This window comes from Prescottella equi (assembly GCF_020171745.1).
GTDB classification, from domain to species: domain Bacteria; phylum Actinomycetota; class Actinomycetes; order Mycobacteriales; family Mycobacteriaceae; genus Prescottella; species Prescottella equi_A.
In genome coordinates this window covers 230,294-249,972 of the sequence record NZ_JAIVAH010000004.1, presented here as the reverse complement: position 1 = coordinate 249,972, position 19,679 = coordinate 230,294, and the positions used below count along the sequence as shown (strand labels likewise).

At 70.0% G+C, this 19,679-nt stretch carries 18 protein-coding genes; 11 read left to right on the top strand and 7 right to left on the bottom strand.

What is annotated here, in order from left to right; genetic code table 11:
* Positions 1–2: 2 nt before the first annotated feature.
* From LCL87_RS02520 to LCL87_RS02495, 6 genes are all read left to right on the top strand, one after another.
* On the top strand, positions 3–1,205 hold the full coding sequence (locus LCL87_RS02520) for a lipase family protein (protein WP_225016304.1): 1,203 nt from the start codon (positions 3–5) through the stop codon (positions 1,203–1,205).
* A 59-nt stretch (positions 1,206–1,264) separates the two neighbouring features.
* A complete protein-coding gene (locus LCL87_RS02515) occupies positions 1,265–2,410 on the top strand; it encodes a histidine kinase (protein ID WP_225016684.1) in 1,146 nt (381 codons plus the stop codon).
* Between the two features lie 61 nt (positions 2,411–2,471).
* Positions 2,472–3,269 (top strand): LytR/AlgR family response regulator transcription factor, encoded by a 798-nt coding sequence (locus LCL87_RS02510; RefSeq protein ID WP_225016302.1) that lies wholly within the window; start codon positions 2,472–2,474, stop codon positions 3,267–3,269.
* Positions 3,270–3,334: 65 nt separating this feature from the next.
* Positions 3,335–3,640, top strand: a complete 306-nt coding sequence (locus tag LCL87_RS02505; RefSeq protein ID WP_237691668.1) for a hypothetical protein — start codon at positions 3,335–3,337, stop codon at positions 3,638–3,640.
* Positions 3,641–3,650: 10 nt separating this feature from the next.
* Positions 3,651–5,405 (top strand): sodium/solute symporter, encoded by a 1,755-nt coding sequence (locus LCL87_RS02500; protein WP_225016299.1) that lies wholly within the window; start codon positions 3,651–3,653, stop codon positions 5,403–5,405.
* Positions 5,406–5,514: 109 nt separating this feature from the next.
* Complete coding sequence (locus LCL87_RS02495) at positions 5,515–5,877, top strand: Rieske 2Fe-2S domain-containing protein (RefSeq protein ID WP_225016297.1); 363 nt, start codon at positions 5,515–5,517, stop codon at positions 5,875–5,877.
* A gap of 29 nt (positions 5,878–5,906) precedes the next feature.
* Here the strand turns inward: LCL87_RS02495 and LCL87_RS02490 are convergent, their stop codons facing one another.
* Both LCL87_RS02490 and LCL87_RS02485 read right to left on the bottom strand, forming a co-directional pair.
* A complete protein-coding gene (locus LCL87_RS02490; protein WP_225016295.1) occupies positions 5,907–7,643 on the bottom strand; it encodes an amidohydrolase family protein in 1,737 nt (578 codons plus the stop codon).
* A 241-nt stretch (positions 7,644–7,884) separates the two neighbouring features.
* On the bottom strand, positions 7,885–9,171 hold the full coding sequence (locus tag LCL87_RS02485; RefSeq protein ID WP_225016293.1) for a YncE family protein: 1,287 nt from the start codon (positions 9,169–9,171) through the stop codon (positions 7,885–7,887).
* 355 nt (positions 9,172–9,526) lie between these two features.
* On the opposite strand from LCL87_RS02485, the gene LCL87_RS02480 reads away from it, so the two are divergent.
* From LCL87_RS02480 to LCL87_RS02465, 4 genes are all read left to right on the top strand, one after another.
* Positions 9,527–9,889 carry a DUF485 domain-containing protein gene (locus tag LCL87_RS02480; RefSeq protein ID WP_225016291.1) on the top strand — a complete coding sequence of 121 codons (363 nt, stop codon included), beginning with the start codon at positions 9,527–9,529 and terminating at the stop codon, positions 9,887–9,889.
* The gene (locus tag LCL87_RS02475) at positions 9,886–11,526 is read left to right on the top strand and encodes a monocarboxylic acid transporter (RefSeq protein WP_225016289.1); all 1,641 of its coding nucleotides are present in this window, start codon (positions 9,886–9,888) and stop codon (positions 11,524–11,526) included. Before LCL87_RS02480 ends, LCL87_RS02475 begins: the two co-directional genes overlap by 4 nt.
* 95 nt (positions 11,527–11,621) lie before the next feature.
* Entirely contained in the window at positions 11,622–12,053 is a 432-nt protein-coding gene (locus LCL87_RS02470) for a type II toxin-antitoxin system Rv0910 family toxin (protein WP_225016287.1), read from the top strand.
* A 69-nt stretch (positions 12,054–12,122) separates the two neighbouring features.
* On the top strand, positions 12,123–13,757 hold the full coding sequence (locus LCL87_RS02465; RefSeq protein WP_225016285.1) for a substrate-binding domain-containing protein: 1,635 nt from the start codon (positions 12,123–12,125) through the stop codon (positions 13,755–13,757).
* 43 nt (positions 13,758–13,800) lie between these two features.
* Here LCL87_RS02465 and LCL87_RS02460 read toward each other — a convergent pair whose 3' ends face one another.
* From LCL87_RS02460 to LCL87_RS02440, 5 genes are all read right to left on the bottom strand, one after another.
* Positions 13,801–14,448, bottom strand: a complete 648-nt coding sequence (locus LCL87_RS02460) for a CoA transferase subunit B (RefSeq protein WP_225016283.1) — start codon at positions 14,446–14,448, stop codon at positions 13,801–13,803.
* Complete coding sequence (locus tag LCL87_RS02455; protein ID WP_225016281.1) at positions 14,445–15,209, bottom strand: CoA transferase subunit A; 765 nt, start codon at positions 15,207–15,209, stop codon at positions 14,445–14,447. The genes LCL87_RS02460 and LCL87_RS02455 overlap by 4 nt, the downstream gene beginning before the upstream one ends.
* A gap of 40 nt (positions 15,210–15,249) precedes the next feature.
* Positions 15,250–16,614 carry an MFS transporter gene (locus LCL87_RS02450; RefSeq protein WP_225016279.1) on the bottom strand — a complete coding sequence of 455 codons (1,365 nt, stop codon included), beginning with the start codon at positions 16,612–16,614 and terminating at the stop codon, positions 15,250–15,252.
* Positions 16,615–16,677: 63 nt separating this feature from the next.
* Positions 16,678–17,061 (bottom strand): carboxymuconolactone decarboxylase family protein, encoded by a 384-nt coding sequence (locus tag LCL87_RS02445; RefSeq protein WP_225016277.1) that lies wholly within the window; start codon positions 17,059–17,061, stop codon positions 16,678–16,680.
* 182 nt (positions 17,062–17,243) lie between these two features.
* On the bottom strand, positions 17,244–18,272 hold the full coding sequence (locus tag LCL87_RS02440; RefSeq protein ID WP_225016274.1) for an AraC family transcriptional regulator: 1,029 nt from the start codon (positions 18,270–18,272) through the stop codon (positions 17,244–17,246).
* Between the two features lie 356 nt (positions 18,273–18,628).
* On the opposite strand from LCL87_RS02440, the gene LCL87_RS02435 reads away from it, so the two are divergent.
* A complete protein-coding gene (locus LCL87_RS02435; RefSeq protein WP_225016272.1) occupies positions 18,629–19,606 on the top strand; it encodes a quinone oxidoreductase family protein in 978 nt (325 codons plus the stop codon).
* The last annotated feature ends 73 nt before the right edge of the window (positions 19,607–19,679 follow it).

The window sequence follows — 19,679 nt, the reverse complement described above, 5'->3', positions numbered from 1 at the left end:
CCGTGACCCGAATCGGTGCCCTGCTCGCCGTGCTGCTGTGCACGGCGGCCCTGGTGGGCTGCTCGGCCACCGCCGACGACCAGACGCCGCGGACCACGGCGACGCAGAACTCACAGACCTCGCAGACCGTGACTTCGCCCGACCCCGCCGAGCGCGGCGTGGTGGCCTCCGCCGAGCCGTTCACCGGGGAGGGGTTGGCGGGGCAGAAGATCCTGTACCGGTCGACGTCCGGGATCGACGGGCGCGGCACCGAGGTGTCGGGCACGGTGTTCGCACCGCCCGGCCAGGCACCGCCGGGCGGGTGGCCGGTCGTCACCGTCGGCCATCCCACGACCGGTCTGCTCGACGAGTGCGCGCCCTCGCGGCACGGCAACCTGCTGGGCTCCGCCGGGTTGGTACAGGACCTGCTGGCCCGCGGATACGTCGTCGCGGTCACCGACTACGAGGGCCTCGGCACCGACGGCCCGCACCCCTACCTCGAACCGATCACCGCGGCCTACAACCTGATCGACGCGGTCCGGGCCGCGCGGACGCTCGTGCCCGACGCCTCCACCCGCTGGGCGGCGATCGGGGTGTCGCAGGGCGGGCAGGCGTCGTGGGCCGCCGCCGAACGCGCGGGACAGTACGGCGACGGACTCGAGTTCGTCGGCGCCGCGAGCCTGTCGCCGCCCGCCGACCTCACCCCGATCGTGTCCGGCGGCCCGGTCACGCTCGACATCCCGCAACAGATCTTCCTGCCGATGCTGCTCGACGGGCTCACCGTGTCGCACCCCAACCTCGATGCCAGCGCCTACATCCGCGGCCCGCTCGCCGAGAACCGCGACGTGATCCGGTCGTGTACCGGCGCGCTCGCATCGCGCAAGCTGTCGGTCGCGCTGAACCTCACACCGGCGGACACGTTGCCGCGCAGCGAGAGTGACGTCGTGCAGATGCGGGAGTGGCTCACCGAGGACGCGCTACCGCAGCAACCGGCGTCCGGTCCGCTGCTCGTGGTCGTCGCCGGGCGCGACAACCTCATCCGACCCGACTGGACCACCACGGCGGTCGGCCATGCCTGCGGGCAGGGCGACGTCGTCGAACTGCGCTACCGCGCCGACGACGTGCACGCCGACTCCAAGGCGCTGCCCGGGGCAGTGGACTGGATCGCGGACCGGTTCGCCGGGGTCCCCGCGGTGTCGACCTGCGTCGGGCAGGCGCCGCGGTGAGCGCGCTCGTCTGGACCGCGATCGTCGTCGCGGTCGCGGTGTCGCTCACCTACGTCGCGATGCGGACGCGCCGCGTGCTCACCACGCCCGCCGAGCGCGCCGTGCACGACACCCTGCACACCGCGTCGTTGGCCGCGAGGCCGCTGCGCCGCGGCCTCGACGAGACGTCGGCGCGGGAGGCGGCGCCGCACCTGCGGGTGCTGACCGGGGCGCAGTCGCTCGCGATCCTGGGACCGGACGGCGGTCTGCTGGCGTGGACGGGACCGCACGACGCGCTGTCGGCGCAGGTGACGGCCGCGGCCGGACGCGCGATCGACGGCGGCCGGCGCGTCCTCGTCGGGCACGCCGACCTCGAACGCGGCGCCGGCGAGCACGACGTGCGCGCCCTCGTCGCGCAGCCGCTGCTGATCGAGGGCACCGGCGTCGTCGGAGCCCTGGTCGTCGTCACCACCACCGAGCCCGGCCCGGCGATGCTCGGCGCGCTCACCGAGGTCGCGCGGTACGCGTGCGGTCAGCTCGAGCTCGCCGACCTCGACTCGTCGCGGGCCCGGCTCGACCGCGCCGAGGTGCGTGCGCTGCGCGCGCAGATCAGCCCGCACTTCATCTACAACGCGCTCGGCACCATCGCGTCGTTCGTGCGGACCGACCCGGAGCGGGCGCGGGAACTGGTGCTCGAGTTCGCCGACTTCACGCGCTACTCGTTCCGGTCCGCCGGCGAGTACACCGTGCTCGCGGACGAACTGCGCAACATCGACCGCTACCTGACGCTCGAACGTGCGCGTTTCGGCGACAACCTGCAGGTGCGGCTGCAGGTGGCGCCCGAGGTGCTCAGCGTCGTGCTGCCGTTCCTGGCGCTGCAGCCGCTGGTGGAGAACGCGGTGCGGCACGGGCTGTCCGGCAAGTCTGCCGGGGGCACCGTCTCGATCGTGGCGTCGGATGCGGGGCCGGACTGCGTGATCAGCGTCGAGGACGACGGGGTGGGGATGGATCCGGAGCTGCTCCGGTCCGGGGAACTCGACGCCGTCGCGTCCGGCACCGGTGGACCGAGCGCGTCGGAGGCCGCGCACGTGGGCCTGGCCAACGTCGACGACCGGCTGCGGGCCGCGTTCGGCAACGACTACGGCCTGGTGGTCGAGACGGCCCCCGGCGCCGGAACCAAGGTCAGCATGCGGGTCCCCAAGTTCCGGCCGGGCATCCGGGCCTGATCCCGAGCGTTCGCCCCGCCTCGTCCGAACCGGCCGCGCAACATGGCACGATGGATCCGTTGTGAACGAGATCTCTGACGGGCCCACCGACGGCCTCCTGACCGTGCTGGCAGTCGACGACGAGCGACCTGCCCTCGACGAGCTGGCCTTCCTACTCCGTGCCCGCGACGAGATCGGGGGGATCCTCACCGCGGGGGACGCAACCACCGCGCTGCGCATCCTGCGGGACGGCGGCGTCGACGCCGTCTTCCTCGACATCAACATGCCCGGACTCGACGGGCTCGAGCTGGCCGGGATCCTGACCCAGTTCGCGAACCCGCCGTCGGTGGTGTTCGTGACCGCGCACGAGGACCGGGCCGTGGCGGCGTTCGACCTCGGGGCCGTCGACTACCTGCTCAAGCCGCTGCGCGAGGAGCGCCTCGCCGAGTCGGTGCGCCGGATCGTCGAGCGTCGGCGCCGCACCGTCGACGCCACCGACGACGAGTCGTCGGCCGACGAGGTGATCCCCGTCGAGCTCGGCGGCGTCACCACGCTCGTGCCGCGGTCGACGGTCAAGTGGGTGGAGGCCGACGGCGACTACGCCCGCCTGCACACCGCCACCGGATCGCATCTCGTCCGCATCCCCATCTCGTCGCTCGAGAGTCGCTGGGCGGACGCCGGGTTCCTGCGCGTGCACCGCTCGTACCTGGTGTCGCTCGGCGAGGTGACCGGCATCCGCAGCGTCGGCTCGGGCCTGGTGGTGTGCCTGCGTCCGCAGGGCGCCGCGCCCTCGGTGGAACTGCCGGTGAGCCGTCGGCACACCCGGGAACTGAAGGACAAACTCATCCGCGGTCCGCGGCAGAACTGGACGTCGAGGTGACGTCGCCGGGCGCCGTCCCACCCGCCCGCGAGCGGGTGGTGCTCGCGAAGCGGCGCGGCGCCCGGATGGTGCGGACCCGGGTCGAGGTGCAGGAGCAGACCGAGGTCGGCGACGCGATGATCCGCGGGCTCGTCCGCGCCCAGCTCAGTCTGGCCGCGCGGGTCGCGGCAGCGGTCGGACTGCTCTTCGGCGTGGTGCCCGTCCTGCTGCTCGTGTTCCCCGGCGTCGCGGACGTCGTGGTGTTCGGGGTCCGCCTGCCGTGGTTGCTGGCCGCGATCGTCCCGCTCCCGGTGCTGCTGGGGGCGGGCTGGTTCTACATCCGCGCCGCGGAGCGCAACGAACAGGACTTCGCCGACCTGGTCGACGACTGAGGCGGCACCGATGACCGGACAGCCGATACCCCTCCTGACGGTGCTCGCGCTCGTCGCCGCCGCCGTCGCCACCGTCGGCATCGGCATCTACGGGGTGCGCCTGGCGCGGACCACGTCCGACTTCCTGGTGGCGTCCCGCAGCGTCGGGCCGCGGTGGAACGCGGCGGCGATCTCCGGTGAATACCTTTCGGCGGCATCATTTCTCGGCGTCGCCGGGCTCATCGCCAAGTACGGTGCGGACGCGCTGTGGTACCCGATCGGGTTCACCGCCGGCTACCTCGGGCTGCTGCTGTTCGTCGCGGCACCGCTGCGCCGCTCCGGCGCGTACACGGTGCCGGACTTCGCGGAGTTCCGGCTCGGCTCGGTGCGGGTGCGCCGCGTCGCGATGGTGGTGGTGGCGCTGGTGTGCGGGCTGTACATGGTGCCGCAGTTCCAGGGCGCCGGCCTGACGCTGAACATCCTGCTGGGCGTGCCCGGTTGGGTGGGTGTCGTGGTGGTCGGGGTGATCGTGATCGGCAACGTCGTGGGCGGCGGCATGCGGTCCATCACGTTCGTCCAGGGGTTCCAGTACTGGCTCAAACTCACCGCCGTCGCGGTCCCGGCGCTGGTGCTGGCCGGGCACTTCTTCGCCGACGAACGGCCGGTCGGCGCGCCCGCCCCGCCCACCGTCGCGGCGCAGACGTCGGTGGACATCACCACCGACGTCGTCGTGCAGGTGGCCACCACGACCGACGTGACGGTGAACGGCGAACTCGACGGACGAGCGGTGTCCGGCGACCTCCGACTCGGCGTCGGCCGGCACGAACTCGGCAAGGGGACGACGCTGGTGCTGCCCGCGGGATCGGCGGTTCCGGTGGTCGCCGGGGCGCCCGCCGACGGCGCCGGGTGGGCCGATCCGGGCGGTGGTTTCGGCGGCCCGCACCCGATGGTCCAGGTGTACTCGCTGATCCTCGCCACGTTCCTCGGCGCGATGGGCCTGCCGCACGTGCTGGTGCGGTTCTACACCAACCCGGACGGGCGCGCCGCCCGGTTGACGTCGCTGGTCGTGATCGCGCTCGTGGGCGTGTTCTACCTGTTCCCGGTGCTGTTGGGGGTCTTCGCGCGGCTGTACGTCCCGCAGTTGCTCATCACCGGGACGTCGGACGCGGCGGTGCTGTTGCTGCCGGTCGCGGTGTTCTCCGGATGGGGCGGCCAACTGCTCGCGGCGCTCGTGGCGGCCGGTGCGATCGCGGCGTTCCTGTCCACGTCGTCCGGGCTGCTGGTGAGCATCGCCGGCGTGCTGAGCACCGACGTGCTGCGCGGCCGGGTCCGGGACTTCCGGATCGCCGCGGTGCTCGCCGGAACGGTGCCGCTGGCCCTCGCGCTCGGCGCCGCGTCACTCGACCTGTCCCGCTCGGTGGGTCTGGTGTTCGCGGTCGCGGCGTCGACGCTGTGCCCGCTGCTGGTCCTCGGGATCTGGTGGCGCGGGCTCACCGCGGCGGGCGCGACGGCCGGACTGGTCGTCGGGCTGGTGACGGGCGGGGGAGCGGCGCTGCTCGCGGTGCTCGGTGTGCCGTCCGAAACCCTGTGGAACGGTTGGCCGTCGGTGCTCATCGGGTATCCGGCGGTGGTCAGTGTCCCGCTGTCGTTCGCGGCGATGGTGTTCGTCAGCCTCGCGACCCGACGGCAGATCCCGCGCGACGTGGGCCGCATCTTCACGCGCATGCACGCGCCGGAACGCCTCGGCATGGGCCGCGACCGCGAGGGCGACCTGCGGTCGACGTGATTCGGGTTCCGGTGGGTGGGTCTCGCGATTGACGCCCGTCGCGGGTATCGGCGAACGTGACCAGTCTGCGTGTGCTTCCGGTGTGCACGCCCCGGAAGAAGGAGAGCCTGTGTCGGACTGGCACTGCCTCGGAACCGCCGACGACTACCGAGACGGCAAACCGCACGCCGTGCGGGCGTTCGACACCGACCTCGTCGCCTACTCCGACCGCGCCGGCGTCATCCACATCCTCGACTCCCGCTGCCCGCACATGGGCGCCGACCTGAGCAAGGGCCGGGTCGTCGGCGACACCATCGACTGCCCGGCGCACCGGTGGCGCTGGAACGGGCACGGGAAGTGCGTCGGCGGCTCGCCCAAGCTCCTCCCGATCCGCTCGTGGACGACCGAGGAGCGGGACGGACTGCTGTACCTGCAGCAGTCCGACGCCCCGCCCACCGGTCGGCCGATGAGAGCCGCCAACGCCTGGTGGTGAGCCGACGGCTCACTGTGTGAGCGCGGTCCTCAGCGTGCCCCGCGGATCAGGGCGCCGGGACGGGCCCCGGTGTCGACGCCGTCGCGGAGCACCACCTGACCGGACACGATGGTGGCCCGGTAGCCGTCGGCCCCCTGCAGCAGGCGCCGGGCCCCGCCGGGCAGATCGTGCACCATCGTCGGCGACTGCAGTTGCAGCCGTTCGAAGTCGATCACGTTGAGGTCGGCCTTCTTGCCCTCGGCGATCACGCCGCGATCGCCGAGCCCGTAGATCGTCGCGGTGTCGAGGGTCATCTTCCGGACCGCGGTCGCCAGCGGTATCAGGTCGCCGCGGCTGCGGTCGCGGGCCCAGTGCGTGAGCATGAACGTGGTGTTCGACGCGTCGCAGATCGCGCCCACGTGCGCGCCGCCGTCGCCGAGTCCGATCGCGGTCGCGGGGTGCATCAGCATCTCCCGGGTCGGATCGAGCGTGAAGTCCGAGTAGCCCAGCAGCGGACGGAAGAACAGCGCGCGGCCCTCGTCCGAGAGCATCAGGTCGTAGGCGTACTCGAACGGATCCTTCCCGGCGCGCTCGGCCTCGCGGGCGAGGCTGGTGTCGGGATCGGGCTCGTACTGCGGTGGGTGACCGAGGTCGAATGTCCGGTCGAGCCTGCTCAGGTACGGCATCCGGTTGTCGGGAGAATCGGATTCGTCGAGGATCGCCCTGCGGGTTGCCGGGTCCCGCAGCGCCGCCACCAGCGCGTCCAGGTCGCCGCCGGCGCGCGCGGCGGCCGCGACGTAGCTCGGCCGGGTGTTGAACGCGTTGAACGACTGCAGCCCGGTCAGCAGGCCCAGTGGGCGCGCCGGGACCTGCGGCCGGAGCGGAATGCCGGACTCGTACGCGGCGGCGGCCGCGTCGAGCAGTCGCTTCCAGTCGTTCGGCACGTTGTCGTGCTGCATCAGGCCGAAACACACTGTCCGGCCGGTCAGTTCGGCCAGCCGCAGCATCCAGTCGAGTTCCCGGTCGGGGGCGGCGAGGTCCTCGCCCATGATGCCCGCCGGTGCCAGTTCGAACACCCCGGTGCCGGCGGCGGCCATCGCCTGCCCGATGCCGAACAGCTCGTCCTCGGCCGCGAAGGTTCCCGGCACCGGCTCCCCGTCGATCGCCCGGTGCACGATGGTCCGCGACGTCGAGAACCCGAGCGCGCCGGCCTCGAGGCCCTCGCGGACCAGCTTGGCCATCAACGCGATGTCCTCGGTCGACGCGGCCTCGTTGCGGGCACCGCGCGCACCCATCACGTACGCCCGTACGGCCCCGTGCGGGACGTGGGTGCCCACGTCGATGGCCAGCGGCAGCCGGTCGAGTGCGTCGAGGTACTGCGGGAACGACTGCCAGCCCCACCGGATCCCGGCGGACAGCGCGGCGCCCGGGATGTCCTCGACACCCTCCATCAGGCCGATCAGCCACTCACGGTCGGTGTCGGCCACCGGCGCGAAACCCACGCCGCAGTTGCCCATCACCGCGGTGGTGACACCGTGCCAGCAACTCGGCGTGAGCATCGGGTCCCAGGTGACCTGGCCGTCGTAGTGGGTGTGGATGTCCACGAATCCCGGGGTGACCAGCAGTCCCGTCGCGTCGATGACCTCGTCGGCGTCCGCGCCGCTCAACTCGCCGCCCGCCGCGACGGCCACGATGAGGCCGTCCCGGACGCCGATGTCGGCGACGTAGGGTTCGCCGCCGGTCCCGTCCACCACTGTCCCGTTGGAGATCACAAGAGAGAAAGCCATTTCCACTCCTCGCTGACCGTCGACCGGCTATGTCGTCCATCTCGATGACAGTCGTCAGACTAACTGGACACCGTGTCAGTGAGTTGCGATTTCGGGCCGTTCGTTTGTTCGGCGCCTGTCGATTCGAGAAGTGGGCTGCTCGGTGGATTGTGAAGTGGTGCGCATTCGACGGTCGAACGCCGGTGGCCGCCCACCCCGTCGATGGGGGTGGGCGGCCACTAGGTGTGTGGTGGTGCCGGTGTCAGGAGGTCCAGGTCGCCGATCCGAAGGATCCGAACGAGCCGAGGGATCCGGCCGGGGTCGGGGTGTCGGTGATTTCGAGGACCACGGGCAGGTCGGCGGGTTCGCCGATGCCGTTCGATGCGGTGAGGGTGAATTCGAATCGTCCGGCGGTGGTGGGGGTTCCGGTCAGCACCCCGTCTTGCGAGAGGGTGAGGCCGTCGGGCAGGGCGCCGGGGGCGGCGGTCACGATGGGGGCGGGCCGCCCGGTGACGGTGAACGCGTAGTTGTAGGGCTGGCCTACCGTTCCCGGGATGGGGGTTCCGGCGAGGGCGGGCGCCTGCTCGATCGCGATCACCGACACCGTGCCGCTGTTCTGGTTGGTGACATAGGCACGGTCGTCGCTGACCGCCACCCCGTACGGCCACGCGCCGACCGTGACGGTGTCGATGACCGTGGTGGTGGCGGTGTCGATCACCGACACCGTGCCACTGCCCCAGTCGGTGACGTAGGCGCGACCACCGCTGACCGCCACCCCGACCGGCAACGCGCCGACCGTGACGGTGTCGGCGACCGTGGTGGTGGCGGTGTCGATCACCGACACCGTGCCACTGTTCTGGTTGGTGACGTAGGCGCGACCACCGCTGACCGCCACCCCGAACGGCCCCGCGCCGACCGTGACGGTGTCGGCGACCGTGTTGGTGGCGGTGTCGATCACCGAGACCGTGCCACTGCCCCAGTTGGTGACGTAGGCGCGACCGTCGCTGACCGCCACCCCCCACGGCTGCGCGCCGACCGCGACGGTGTCGATGACCGTGGTGGCGGCGGTGTCGATCACCGACACCGTGCCGCTGCCCAGATTGGTGACGTAGGCGCGGTCGCCGATGACGGCCACCCCGGACGGCCCCGCGCCGACCCGGATGGGGTCGCCGATGACCGTGTTGGTGGCGGTGTCGATCACCGACACCGAGCCCCCGCTGCCCAGATTGGTGACGTAGGCGCGGTCGCCGCTGACCGCCACCCCGGACGGCCCCGCGCCGACCCGGATGGGGTCGCCGATGACCGTGTTGGTGGCGGTGTCGATCACCGACACCGTGCCGCTGCCCCGGTTGGTGACGTAGGCGCGGTCGCCGCTGACCGCCACCCCGGACGGAGACGCGCCGACCGGGACGGTCGCGGTGACGGTGTCCGCGCCGGCCGGACCGGCAACGGTGGTGGTCAGGACCGCGGCGATCGTCAGCGCGCCGGCGCTGAGTGCCGCCGCGCCGCGAGCCAGCCGCCGCGGGCGTGGCCGATCGAGGATGGCCATAGAGGATGTTCCCTTCCGGAGCGTTCCGCGCCCCGGGGCGCGCAGTAGCCCACAGACGACGCGGGCACCGGGAAAGAACATAACGGACATCCGTCCAGAAATACCCGCGCCCTCCAGCGTCCGACATCAGCAATGCCCGCCAGGCGGCAGTGCTGTCGACTACTGGTGCTGGCAGTGGCCCTAGCTGCAATTCCCACGCACGAACCGCTCGTCGCGGCCGACCGACCGTTCGGCGCACGCGCCGACAGCTCGGCGTGTGACTGGCGCCACATGCTTCTCCTGTGACCTGGCTCTCACTAGCGTCGCTTGGCATACCCCGCGACGCAGGTCGCCCGCCATCGGAGGAGCCCCGCTCATGACCACCACCGACCTCGGTTCGGGAGCGCCGCCGCAGCGGCCGGCTCCCGACGCGCAGGCCTTCGTCGACATGCAGGCCAGTCCGGAGTTCCAGGAACTCCGGCACCGTCTGCGGCGCTTCGTCTTTCCGATGACCGCGTTCTTCCTGACGTGGTACGGCGTCTACGTCCTGCTCGCGACGTATGCGTCGGACTTCATGGCCACCAAGGTGTTCGGCAACGTCAACCTCGGAATCGTGCTCGGGCTGGGTCAGTTCGTCACGACGTTCGTGATCACGGCGCTGTACGTGAAGTTCGCGAACCGTGAGCTGGATCCGCGGTCGTCGGCGATCCGCGAGGAACTGGAAGGACCGGCACAGTGATCACCACGCTCGCGCAGGAGTCTGCGACCGACGTCGGCAATCCGCTGTTCAACATCGCGATCTTCGTCGCGTTCGTCGTCGGCACCATGACCCTGGTGATCCGCGCCAGCAAGTCGACCAAGAAGGCATCGGACTTCTACACCGGCGGCGGCCAGTTCTCCGGCCCGCAGAACGGTTTCGCCATCGCCGGCGACTACCTGTCGGCGGCGTCGTTCCTCGGTATCGCCGGCGCGATCGCGGTCTACGGCTACGACGGCTTCCTGTACTCGATCGGCTTCCTCGTCGCGTGGCTCGTCGCGCTGCTGCTGGTGGCCGAACTGCTTCGCAACACAGGACGATTCACGATGGCCGACGTCCTGAGCTTCCGGCTGAAGCAGCGTCCGGTCCGCATGGCGGCGGCGCTGTCGACGCTCGTCGTGTCGCTGTTCTACCTGCTCGCACAGATGGCCGGTGCGGGCGGCCTGGTCGCTCTCCTGTTGAACATCAAGGACTTTGCGGGCCAGGCGATCGTCGTCGCGGTCGTCGGCGTGCTGATGATCGTGTACGTGCTGATCGGTGGCATGAAGGGCACCACCTACGTCCAGATGGTCAAGGCCGTCCTGCTCATCGCCGGCGCCGGAATCATGTTCGTCCTCGTACTGTTCGCGGTGAAGGGCAACTTCTCGCAGTTGCTGGCGGACGCGCAGACCATGGTGAACGGTTCCGCCAACGAGGCCGTCGCCGGACGCGACGTGCTGGCGCCGGGCGCCAAGTACGGCATCAGCGACATGTCGCGGCTGGACTTCGTCTCGCTCGGCATCGCGCTGGTGCTCGGCACCGCCGGTCTGCCGCACGTACTGATGCGCTTCTACACGGTGCCCACCGCGAAGGAGGCCCGCCGCTCGGTGACGTGGGCGATCGGACTGATCGGCGCCTTCTACCTGTTCACGCTCGTCCTCGGCTACGGCGCGGCGAAGATGGTCGGCCCGGACAAGATCCTGGCCGCTCCCGGCAAGGAGAACTCGGCGGCCCCGCTGCTCGCGTTCGAACTCGGCGGCACGATCTTCCTCGGCATCATCTCGGCGGTCGCGTTCGCGACGATCCTCGCGGTCGTCGCCGGCCTGGCGATCACCGCGTCGGCGTCGTTCGCCCACGACATCTACGCCAGCGTCATCAAGCGCGGCAAGGCGTCGGAGGAGGAGCAGGTCCGGGTCTCGCGGATCACCGTGGTCGTCATCGGCATCGTCGCGATCGTCCTCGGCATCCTCGCGATGGGGCAGAACATCGCGTTCCTGGTCGCACTCGCCTTCGCGGTCGCCGCGTCGGCGAACCTGCCGACGCTGCTGTACTCGCTGTTCTGGAAGAAGTTCAACACCACCGGCGCGCTGTTCAGCATCTACGGCGGCCTGATCTCCTGCCTCGTGCTGATCGTCTTCTCGCCGGCCGTCTCGGGCGCCAAGACGTCGATGTTCCCGAACGTCGACTTCGCCTGGTTCCCGCTGGCCAACCCCGGCATCGTGTCGATCCCGCTGGCGTTCGTGCTCGGCATCGTCGGCACCTGGGTGGGCCGGAACAAGCTCGAGGATCCGTTCAAGCAGGCCGAGATGGAGGTCCGCTCGCTCACCGGTGTCGGCGTCGAGAAGGCCGTGTCCCACTAGCCTCGTCGGCCCCACCAGCCTCTGGTGTGCCCCGTGACGCAGTCGCGTCGCGGGGCGCACTGTCGCCTACGTCACCTTTTGGTTACGATCCGACAATGGCCAAGCTGAAGGTGTCCGTCGACGTGCCGCTGAGTCCGGAGGACGCGTGGAATCGGGCGTCGGATCTGAGCGAGTTCGAACAGTGGCTCAGCATTCACGAGGGCTGGCGCAGCGATCTCCCCGAGGAACTGCGCGCCGGGACCGTCGTCAGCTCGGTCGTCTCCGTCAAGGGCCTGCGTAACCGTGTGAAGTGGACATTGAAGCAGTACAACCCGCCGCGAAGCCTGGTCCTGAAGGGGGACGGCAAGGGCGGCGTGAAGCTCGGCCTGGTGCTCAGCGTCGAGCCGTCCGCGGTCGGCGCGGTCGTCGCGCTCGACATCGATCTCGGCGGCGCGCCGCTGTTCGGCCCCATCGGGTCGGGCGTGGCGAAGGCGCTGCGCGGCGACATCGAAGGCTCGCTGCAGAAGTTCGTCACCCTCTACGCCTGATCCGGCGGAACCCGCACAACGCGACCGGCGGCCCGGCCGGAACGCGATCCCTACGGAGGTCTCGAAGACATGGCCGGTCGTCACAGCGCGCCGCGCGCGAAATCCGCGGCGGCGACGTCGCCGCTCGTGAAGTACGGGGCGATCGGCCTCGCGGCGGTGGTCGTCGTGGGCGTCGGCGCGTATTTCGTCGTCGACCGGATGGGCGGCGGGTGCGATTCGGTGACCGAGTACGTGGTGGCCGCGGACCCGTCGATCTCGCCGGTCCTCACCGAAGTCACCTCGTCGGCGTCGGCCGAGGATCTCGGCTGCCGCAGCTTCCGGATCGAGGCCGCCTCCGGGATGGACGCGCTCGGCGAGCCCGGGCAGCAGGCCGGCCCGGACCTGTGGATTCCGGATTCGACCCAGTGGGTCGCGAAGGCCAGCAGCGGCACGGGCACCCTCTTCGACGTCGCGGCCCCGTCGATCGCCGCGACACCGGTCGTCATCGCGTCCCGCGAGGGTGACATGCCGTTCTTCGCGACATGGCTGAGCGCACTGCAGTTGCAGGGCCTGAAGATCGGTGACCCGCTCACCAGCAGCATCTCGGGCGCCCCCATCGTCGGCGCCCTGTCGGAGGCCGACGCGGGCACCATCGCCGCCGACGCGGTGCCCGGGGCGCTCGTCCCGCTCGCCCAGGCTCAGGCCGCCAACATGCACCAGACCGATCCCGCGGCGCGGCTCGCGGCCGTCGCATCGGACGGCGGCATCGCCATCGCTACCGAGCAGCAGGTGGTGGGGCAGAACGCGGGTGACTCGACCGTTCGGCTCGAGATGACGACGCCGAACTCGGGAGCGGTGTTCCTCGACTACCCGGTCGTGGCGACCGCAGCCGGGTCCGAGCACGACGACGCCCGCAAGGCCGGCGTCGCGCTGGCCGAGGCGATGGGATCCGATTCGGGCCGGGCCGCCCTGACGCAGCGCGGGTTCCGTGAACCGGACCGGGCGCCGCTCGACGCCGGTCGCGGTGTCGGAGACGTCGCGGTGCTGACGGTCGCGGACCCGACGGAGACGGCGAAGGTGTTGCGCCGGTACGCGGTGCTGGCGTTGCCGTCCCGCGCGCTCGTGGTGGAGGACGTCTCGGGTTCGATGGCCGAGCAGGCCGGTCCCGAGACCCGGATCGCGCTGACGGTCCAGGCCAGCGAGACCGGCGCCCGGCTGTTCCCGGACAACGCACAGCTGGGGCTGTGGGCGTTCTCGATCGGGCTGGGCGGGGGAGGACAGGACTACAAGGAACTGGCCCCGATCCGCCGTCTGGACGAGACGGTCGACGGCGTCAGCCACCGGCAGCGCCTGACCGACGCGGTCCGCACGCTGCCCACGCTCGTCAAGGGCGGCACCGGGCTGTACGACACGACGCTCGCCGCGTTCCGAAAGGTCAAGGAGGGCTACGACCCGGCCGCGATCAACAGCGTCATCCTGCTCACCGACGGCGCCAACGAGGACCCGTCGACGATCTCGCTCGACGAACTGCTCGCGACCCTGAAGCGGGAGCAGGACCCGGCACGTCCGGTCATCATCGTCACGATCGGCATCACCGAGGACGCCGACGCGGCTGTCCTGCAGAAGATCTCGGCCGCCACCGGCGGAACCAGCCACGTTGCGCGCACGCCCGCCGAGATCCCCGGTGTGTTCGTCGACGCGATGCGCAGCCGGGCCACCAGCTGACATTCGGGTGGGCTGCCCCCGTGCGCAGCCCACCCGGATGCCGTCAGATCAGGACGGTGTCGGTGGCCGCGCGGACCGCGTCCTCGGTCACCCCCGGAGCGCACTCGCGGAGGACGAGGCCGGCATCGGTCACGTCGATCACCGCAAGGTCGGTGATGATGCGGTCGACCACGGCGCGTCCGGTGAGCGGCAGCGTGCAGCGTCCGACGACCTTCGAGGCCCCGGTCTTGTCGGTGTGTTCCATGAGCACGATGACCCGGCGGGCACCGTGCACCAGGTCCATCGCCCCGCCCATGCCCTTGACCATCCTCCCCGGCACCATCCAGTTGGCGAGGTCGCCGGTCGCGGAGACCTGCATGCCGCCGAGCACCGCGGTGTCGATGTGGCCGCCGCGGATCATCCCGAAACTGGTGGCGGAGTCGAAGAACGACGCTCCGGCGTCGACGGTCACGGTCTCCTTGCCGGCGTTGATCAGGTCCGGGTCCACCTCGGCCTCGGTGGGGTAGGGGCCGGTGCCGAGGATGCCGTTCTCGCTGTGCAGCGTCACCGCGACGCCGTCGGGCAGATGGTTCGGAATCATTGTGGGCAAGCCGATTCCGAGGTTGACGTACTCGCCGGACACGAGTTCGCGTGCGGCCCGCGCGGCCATCTGCTCGCGCGTCCAGCCGACGGTCTCCACCACCGCGGTCATCGGGTGCCCTCCTTCGCGGCCGAGACGGTCCGCTTCTCGATCTTCTTGTCCTGCTGTCCGATGTGGACGATCCTGTCGACGAAGATGCCCGGCAGATGCACCTGCTCGGGATCGAGTTCCCCGGCCTCGACGATCACCTCGACCTGGGCGATGCACACCCGGCCGGCCATCGCGGCGAGCGGGTTGAAGTTCATCGCGGCCTTGTTGAAGACCAGGTTTCCCTCGGTGTCGCCGACCATGGCGTGCACCAGCGAGAAGTCGGCGGTGATCGCCTCCTCCAACACGTAGTCGCGACCGCCGAACGCCCGCACCTCCTTGGGCGGCGACGCGAGTGCCACCGAACCGTCCGGGGCATAGCGCCACGGCAGTCCGCCCTCCGAGATGGGGGTGCCGACGCCCGACGGCGTGAAGAACGCCGGGATCCCGGCCCCGCCCGCCCGCATCTTCTCTGCGAGTGTGCCCTGCGGGGTCAACTCCACCTCGAGTTCGCCCGACAGGTACCGGCGCGCGAACTCCTTGTTCTCCCCGACGTAGGACGCCGTGACCCGGCGAATCCTGCCGTCCTCGAGCAGGATTCCGAGGCCGTGCCCGTCGGTGCCGCAGTTGTTCGAGAACACCTCGAAGTCCGTCTCCGGGCCGGCCGCGAGGGCGGCGATCAGGATGTCGGGGATGCCGCACAGCCCGAACCCTCCGACGGCGAGGGACGCTCCGGACGGGATGTCCGCGACCGCCGCAGCGGCCGATGCATAGATCTTGCTCATGAATACCTTTCCGTCTCCGACTGTCTCGGCGATCGTGGGGTCAGGCGGAGGCAGTGCTCTGCGATGCGAGCTTGCGCAGTCCCGCAGGGTAGACGCGCTTGCCGACGAGCAGCACGACGATGGCGAGGACGTAGAAGAGAGGCGCGAGCTGCAGCGACTCGAGAAGTCCCAGTCGATCGGCGAGGATGCCGATGACGAAGGGGCCCAACGCCAAACCGAGAACATTGTTGGCGATGGTGAGTGTACCCAGAGCCGACGAACGGACCGATTCGTGGGTGAGGCCGGCGACCATGGCGGCCGTCGGACCCGAGCACCCGGCCGAGAAGAAGGCGCCGATCCCGAGGAGGATCAGCTGGGGTGCGCCGGTACCGAGCTGGAGCCCGATGCCGAGTGACAGCAGGGCGATCGTGCAGTACGCGACGGCGGCCATCCACTTGCGGGCCGGATCGGTGCGGCTCACGCGGTCGGTGATCATGCCGCACACCACCATTCCCGTGCCGACCAACAGGACGAACAGCGCGGCGACCCCGCCGGCCTTGTCCGGTGCCATGCCGTAGTACCGGTTGAAGAAGCTGGGTGTCCACGACAACAGGACGGCCGCGGTGAACATCTGGAAGCCGCCGGCGAGGTAGGCGCACCACACGGCACGATTCGTGAACAGGGTCGACACAGGGACGCGGATGACCGGTGCGGTCGGGGCGGAGGCGTCGGACGGGGCGACGGGATCGTCGTGCACGGCGTACCTCGCGAGCCGGGACTCGGTGACCACGGCCCGGAACAGTGCGGCGAGGATCAGTCCCAGTACCGCCATCGCGGTGAACGACCACCGCCATCCGACGTTCACGGCGATCACGCCACCGAGCGAGACTCCGACCACGGAACCGAAGGATCCGCCGGCCATGAAGGCGCCGCTGAGCGACGAGTGCAGCCGGGGGGAGAACACGCTCAGCACCACGGCGATGCCGACACTGCCGTACGCGGCCTCGCCGACGCCCACGAAGAACCGCGCCGCCAACATCTGTTCGTAGTTGGACGCGATCGCACAGCACAGCGTTGCGAGGCTCCACATCACGGCCATGAGGACCAGACTGCGGACCCGACCCCACCTGTCGGCGAGCAGGGACAGTGGGAACGTCAACAGGCCGACCATCAGTGCGACGACGCTGGTGAGCGATGCCAACTGGGAATCGGACAGCGCCCACTCGGCCTTGAGCATCGGGAAGACCGCGCTGAGGACCTGGCGGGACATGTAGTCCGACAGCAGCAGCGCGAACGCCAGAGCGGCGACGATCCACGGATAGAGCCGGGATCGGGGGCGGAGGGGCGCGGCGGTGACCGCCTGGCCGGTGTCGTCGGCGTCGGTGGTACCGGCGTGCTGGTCGGTCGAGGTGAGAGGCAGTCCCATGGTTGCTCCTGAAGGCGGATGGACTGGGGGAGAGGGAGAGGCGGTTCGCGGCGGCGCGCGGCGCTACGGCCGGGCTTCGAACGCGGCGAGTTCCTCCTCGAGGATCGGCACCCCGAGGTTGCAGGCGTGGATCCCGAGGACGCTGACCATCTGGAGCACCGTGAGAATCTGCTCGCGGGTGACACCGAGTTCGAGTGCCGCTCGGATGTGCCGGCGAACGCCGGGGGCGTACAGGTGCGTGGCCGCGGCGTCGATCGCGATACTGAGCAGTTCGACGAACTCCGGCGGAAACACCCCGCGTCGAATCGGCGTGGCGTTCATCGCCATGAACTGTTCGGTCCATTCGGGATCCCACTGGGAGAGTCTGTCCCACAGTGGATTCCAGTTTCCCTCTTGCTGCATGCGGTCGATCGTCGGGGTGGGTGTCGGCTCTGGGCTCATGGTCATGGCAGCGCTCGTTTCACCGAAAGTCGAATGCGGATGTGGTGCGCGCTACAGCGCGCGATGAGAAGTGGCGCACATCACGCTATATCGACTCTGTTCACATTAATTACCCCTCTGGGACGTCATTCTGTGCATCTCGGGACACCTGTGTGCGCTCGATGCCCGTTTCCGGGGGTGCCGGTCGGTCAGGCGCCGACCCTGGCGGCGCCGCTCGCCGCGGCCTGCTTGCGCCACTCCCGCGGACTGGTGCCGAACTGCTGGTGGAACCAGCGCGAGAAGCTGCTCGGTGTCGAGAAGGCGAGCATCTCGGAGATCTCCGTGAACGAGTACCGGGTCCCGCGCACCATCCGGTTCGCGAGTTCGGCACGCGTCGTGTCGAGGACGCCGGTGAACGTCTGACCCGACTTCGCGAGATGACGATGGACCGTGCGCCGGTCGACCCCGAGGCTGCGGGCCACCTGGTCGATGGAGCACCGGCCCGTCGGAAGCAGTAGTTCGACCAGTTCGCGGACGCGTCCCTCGATCGTGGGCTGTGCGGGCTCCGACAACGTGTCGAGGAACTGCTTGGCGTACGAGCGCAGTCCGGGATCCGACAGGCGATTCGGCTCGTTCAGATCGCCTGTGTAGGTGACGATCCCGCTGAAGTCGCTGTCGAAGGTCGGCGGTGTGCCGAACATGCGGCGATGCGTGGAATCGTCCGCGGGCCGGCCGTGCTCGAAGCAGACGGAGACCGGGTGCCATCGCTCCCCGAGCAGGTTGCGGAGCAGTTGGTGAACGACCGTCACGGCGAGCTCGATCGACTGCCGGACCGGCATCGGTTCGCCGGGTTCGATGCTGACCTGGATCGCGGACAGTCCGTCCCTCTCGGTCATGCGGATGTGCAGGGCCTCGTTGTACATGTGCTGGTACCGGATCAGCATCCGGAGTGCGCTCCGCGCGTCCGGTTCCTCGCGGATGCTCACGCTGAGCGGCCCCAGGGTGGACAGACGCCGGTGCTCGGCGAGCTTGAGTGCGAAGTCGGGACGGCCGGAGGCTGCCGACGACAGTTCGAGCAGTCGCGCCACGGACGCGGCGGGGATCCATCGATCCTGGAGATCCAGGCTCGACGGGTCGAGGCCGACCGTTCGCAGCAGCTGTACCGGATCGATGCCCAGCGTGCGGCTGACCTCGATGTATCCGGTCAGGGCGGCGTACCGCGCGAGAGGCTTGGCCACCCGCACCACCTCCTCGGGATGGTCGTGATGTCCCCCGAGGGTAAGTGTGCGACCGGGCACAGTCGAGTCGAGAGTGTGTCGGCGGGCATATTGCCTGGATCACACTGGTGTCCCGAAAAGGAAAGAAATATGTCCCGTGAGGGCATGTGTGGTGCGTCACGGATCGATAGTGTCGTGTCAGATGAGTCACACCGGCGTTGTCCCGCGATTCGCCGGCCGTTCTCGGTCGAGGCGAGTTCGCGGGATCCGGTTCGGTGGGCGTCGAGACTCGAAAGGGGTTGCTGCGCGGATTGTTCCGCACAGTCGCGCAGGTGAGCCGGCCCGCTCGGCGTCGATTCGAGATCAAGGAGAAGGCAATGGCAAAAGCGATCCGCTTCTACGAGACCGGTGGACCGGAAGTCCTGAAGTGGGAAGCCGTGGACGTCGGCGATCCAGGTCCGGGCGAGGTCCGGGTCCGGCACGAGGCGGTCGGGCTGAACTTCGCCGACACGTACTTCCGCACCGGGCTCTACCCGGCCCCGCTGCCTGCGGGAATGGGCGTCGAGGCGGCGGGCGTCGTCGAGGCGGTCGGCGTCGGGGTGGAGGGCTTCGCGGAGGGCGACCGGGTCACCTACACCGGCAGCCCACTGGGCGCATACAGCACCGAGCGCGTGATGCCCGCCGAACACCTGATCGCGCTGCCGGACGGCATCGCGTTCGAGACCGCGGCCGCGATGACGATGCGCGGGCTCACCACGTCGTACCTGTTGCGCCGGATCGCTCCTTCACTGAAGGCGGGCGACACCGTGCTGCTGCACGCCGCCGCCGGCGGTGTCGGTCTGATCTTCTGTCAGTGGGCAAAGCTGCTGGGGATCAACGTCATCGGCACCGTATCCAGCGACGAGAAGGCCGAGGTGGCCCGCGCCCACGGCTGCGGTGAGGTCATCGTCTACAAGCGGGAGAACGTCGCCGAGCGGGTCCGTGAACTCACCGACGGCGCCGGTGTGCCCGTCGTCTACGACAGCATCGGCGCGACCACTTACCAGTCGTCGATCGACTCGCTGGCGCGCCGCGGCCTGCTCGTGGCGTTCGGGACGGCGTCCGGTCCGATCCCGCCGATCAACGCCATGGAGCTCGCGGTCAAGGGCTCTCTCTTCGTGACCCGCCCGGCGCTCGCCGACTACATCGCCGATCCGGCCGAACGCGCCGAACTCGCGGGCGAACTGTTCGGCCACGTCGCGGCCGGCCGCATCCGGATCGAGATCAACCAGCACTACGCGCTCGAGGAGGCCGAACAGGCTCACCGAGACCTGGAGTCGGGCATCAGCATCGGCTCGTCCGTCTTCTCGTTCTGATCCTTCTTCCGAGCATGAACAGGAGAGAGTCGATGACCATCGTCGAAAGCCTCGCGCACGCTCGTCCGACGCC

Coding starts and splice junctions, on each gene's coding strand:
- LCL87_RS02515 (WP_225016684.1), top strand. CDS start 1,265: ATGCGGACGCGCCGCGTGCTCACCACGCCCGCCGAGCGCGCCGTGCAC.
- LCL87_RS02450 (WP_225016279.1), bottom strand. CDS start 16,614: ATGGGACTGCCTCTCACCTCGACCGACCAGCACGCCGGTACCACCGAC.
- LCL87_RS02490 (WP_225016295.1), bottom strand. CDS start 7,643: ATGGCTTTCTCTCTTGTGATCTCCAACGGGACAGTGGTGGACGGGACC.
- LCL87_RS02455 (WP_225016281.1), bottom strand. CDS start 15,209: ATGAGCAAGATCTATGCATCGGCCGCTGCGGCGGTCGCGGACATCCCG.
- LCL87_RS02500 (WP_225016299.1), top strand. CDS start 3,651: ATGACCGGACAGCCGATACCCCTCCTGACGGTGCTCGCGCTCGTCGCC.
- LCL87_RS02470 (WP_225016287.1), top strand. CDS start 11,622: ATGGCCAAGCTGAAGGTGTCCGTCGACGTGCCGCTGAGTCCGGAGGAC.
- LCL87_RS02480 (WP_225016291.1), top strand. CDS start 9,527: ATGACCACCACCGACCTCGGTTCGGGAGCGCCGCCGCAGCGGCCGGCT.
- LCL87_RS02465 (WP_225016285.1), top strand. CDS start 12,123: ATGGCCGGTCGTCACAGCGCGCCGCGCGCGAAATCCGCGGCGGCGACG.
- LCL87_RS02485 (WP_225016293.1), bottom strand. CDS start 9,171: ATGGCCATCCTCGATCGGCCACGCCCGCGGCGGCTGGCTCGCGGCGCG.
- LCL87_RS02505 (WP_237691668.1), top strand. CDS start 3,335: ATGGTGCGGACCCGGGTCGAGGTGCAGGAGCAGACCGAGGTCGGCGAC.
- LCL87_RS02445 (WP_225016277.1), bottom strand. CDS start 17,061: ATGACCATGAGCCCAGAGCCGACACCCACCCCGACGATCGACCGCATG.
- LCL87_RS02460 (WP_225016283.1), bottom strand. CDS start 14,448: ATGACCGCGGTGGTGGAGACCGTCGGCTGGACGCGCGAGCAGATGGCC.
- LCL87_RS02435 (WP_225016272.1), top strand. CDS start 18,629: ATGGCAAAAGCGATCCGCTTCTACGAGACCGGTGGACCGGAAGTCCTG.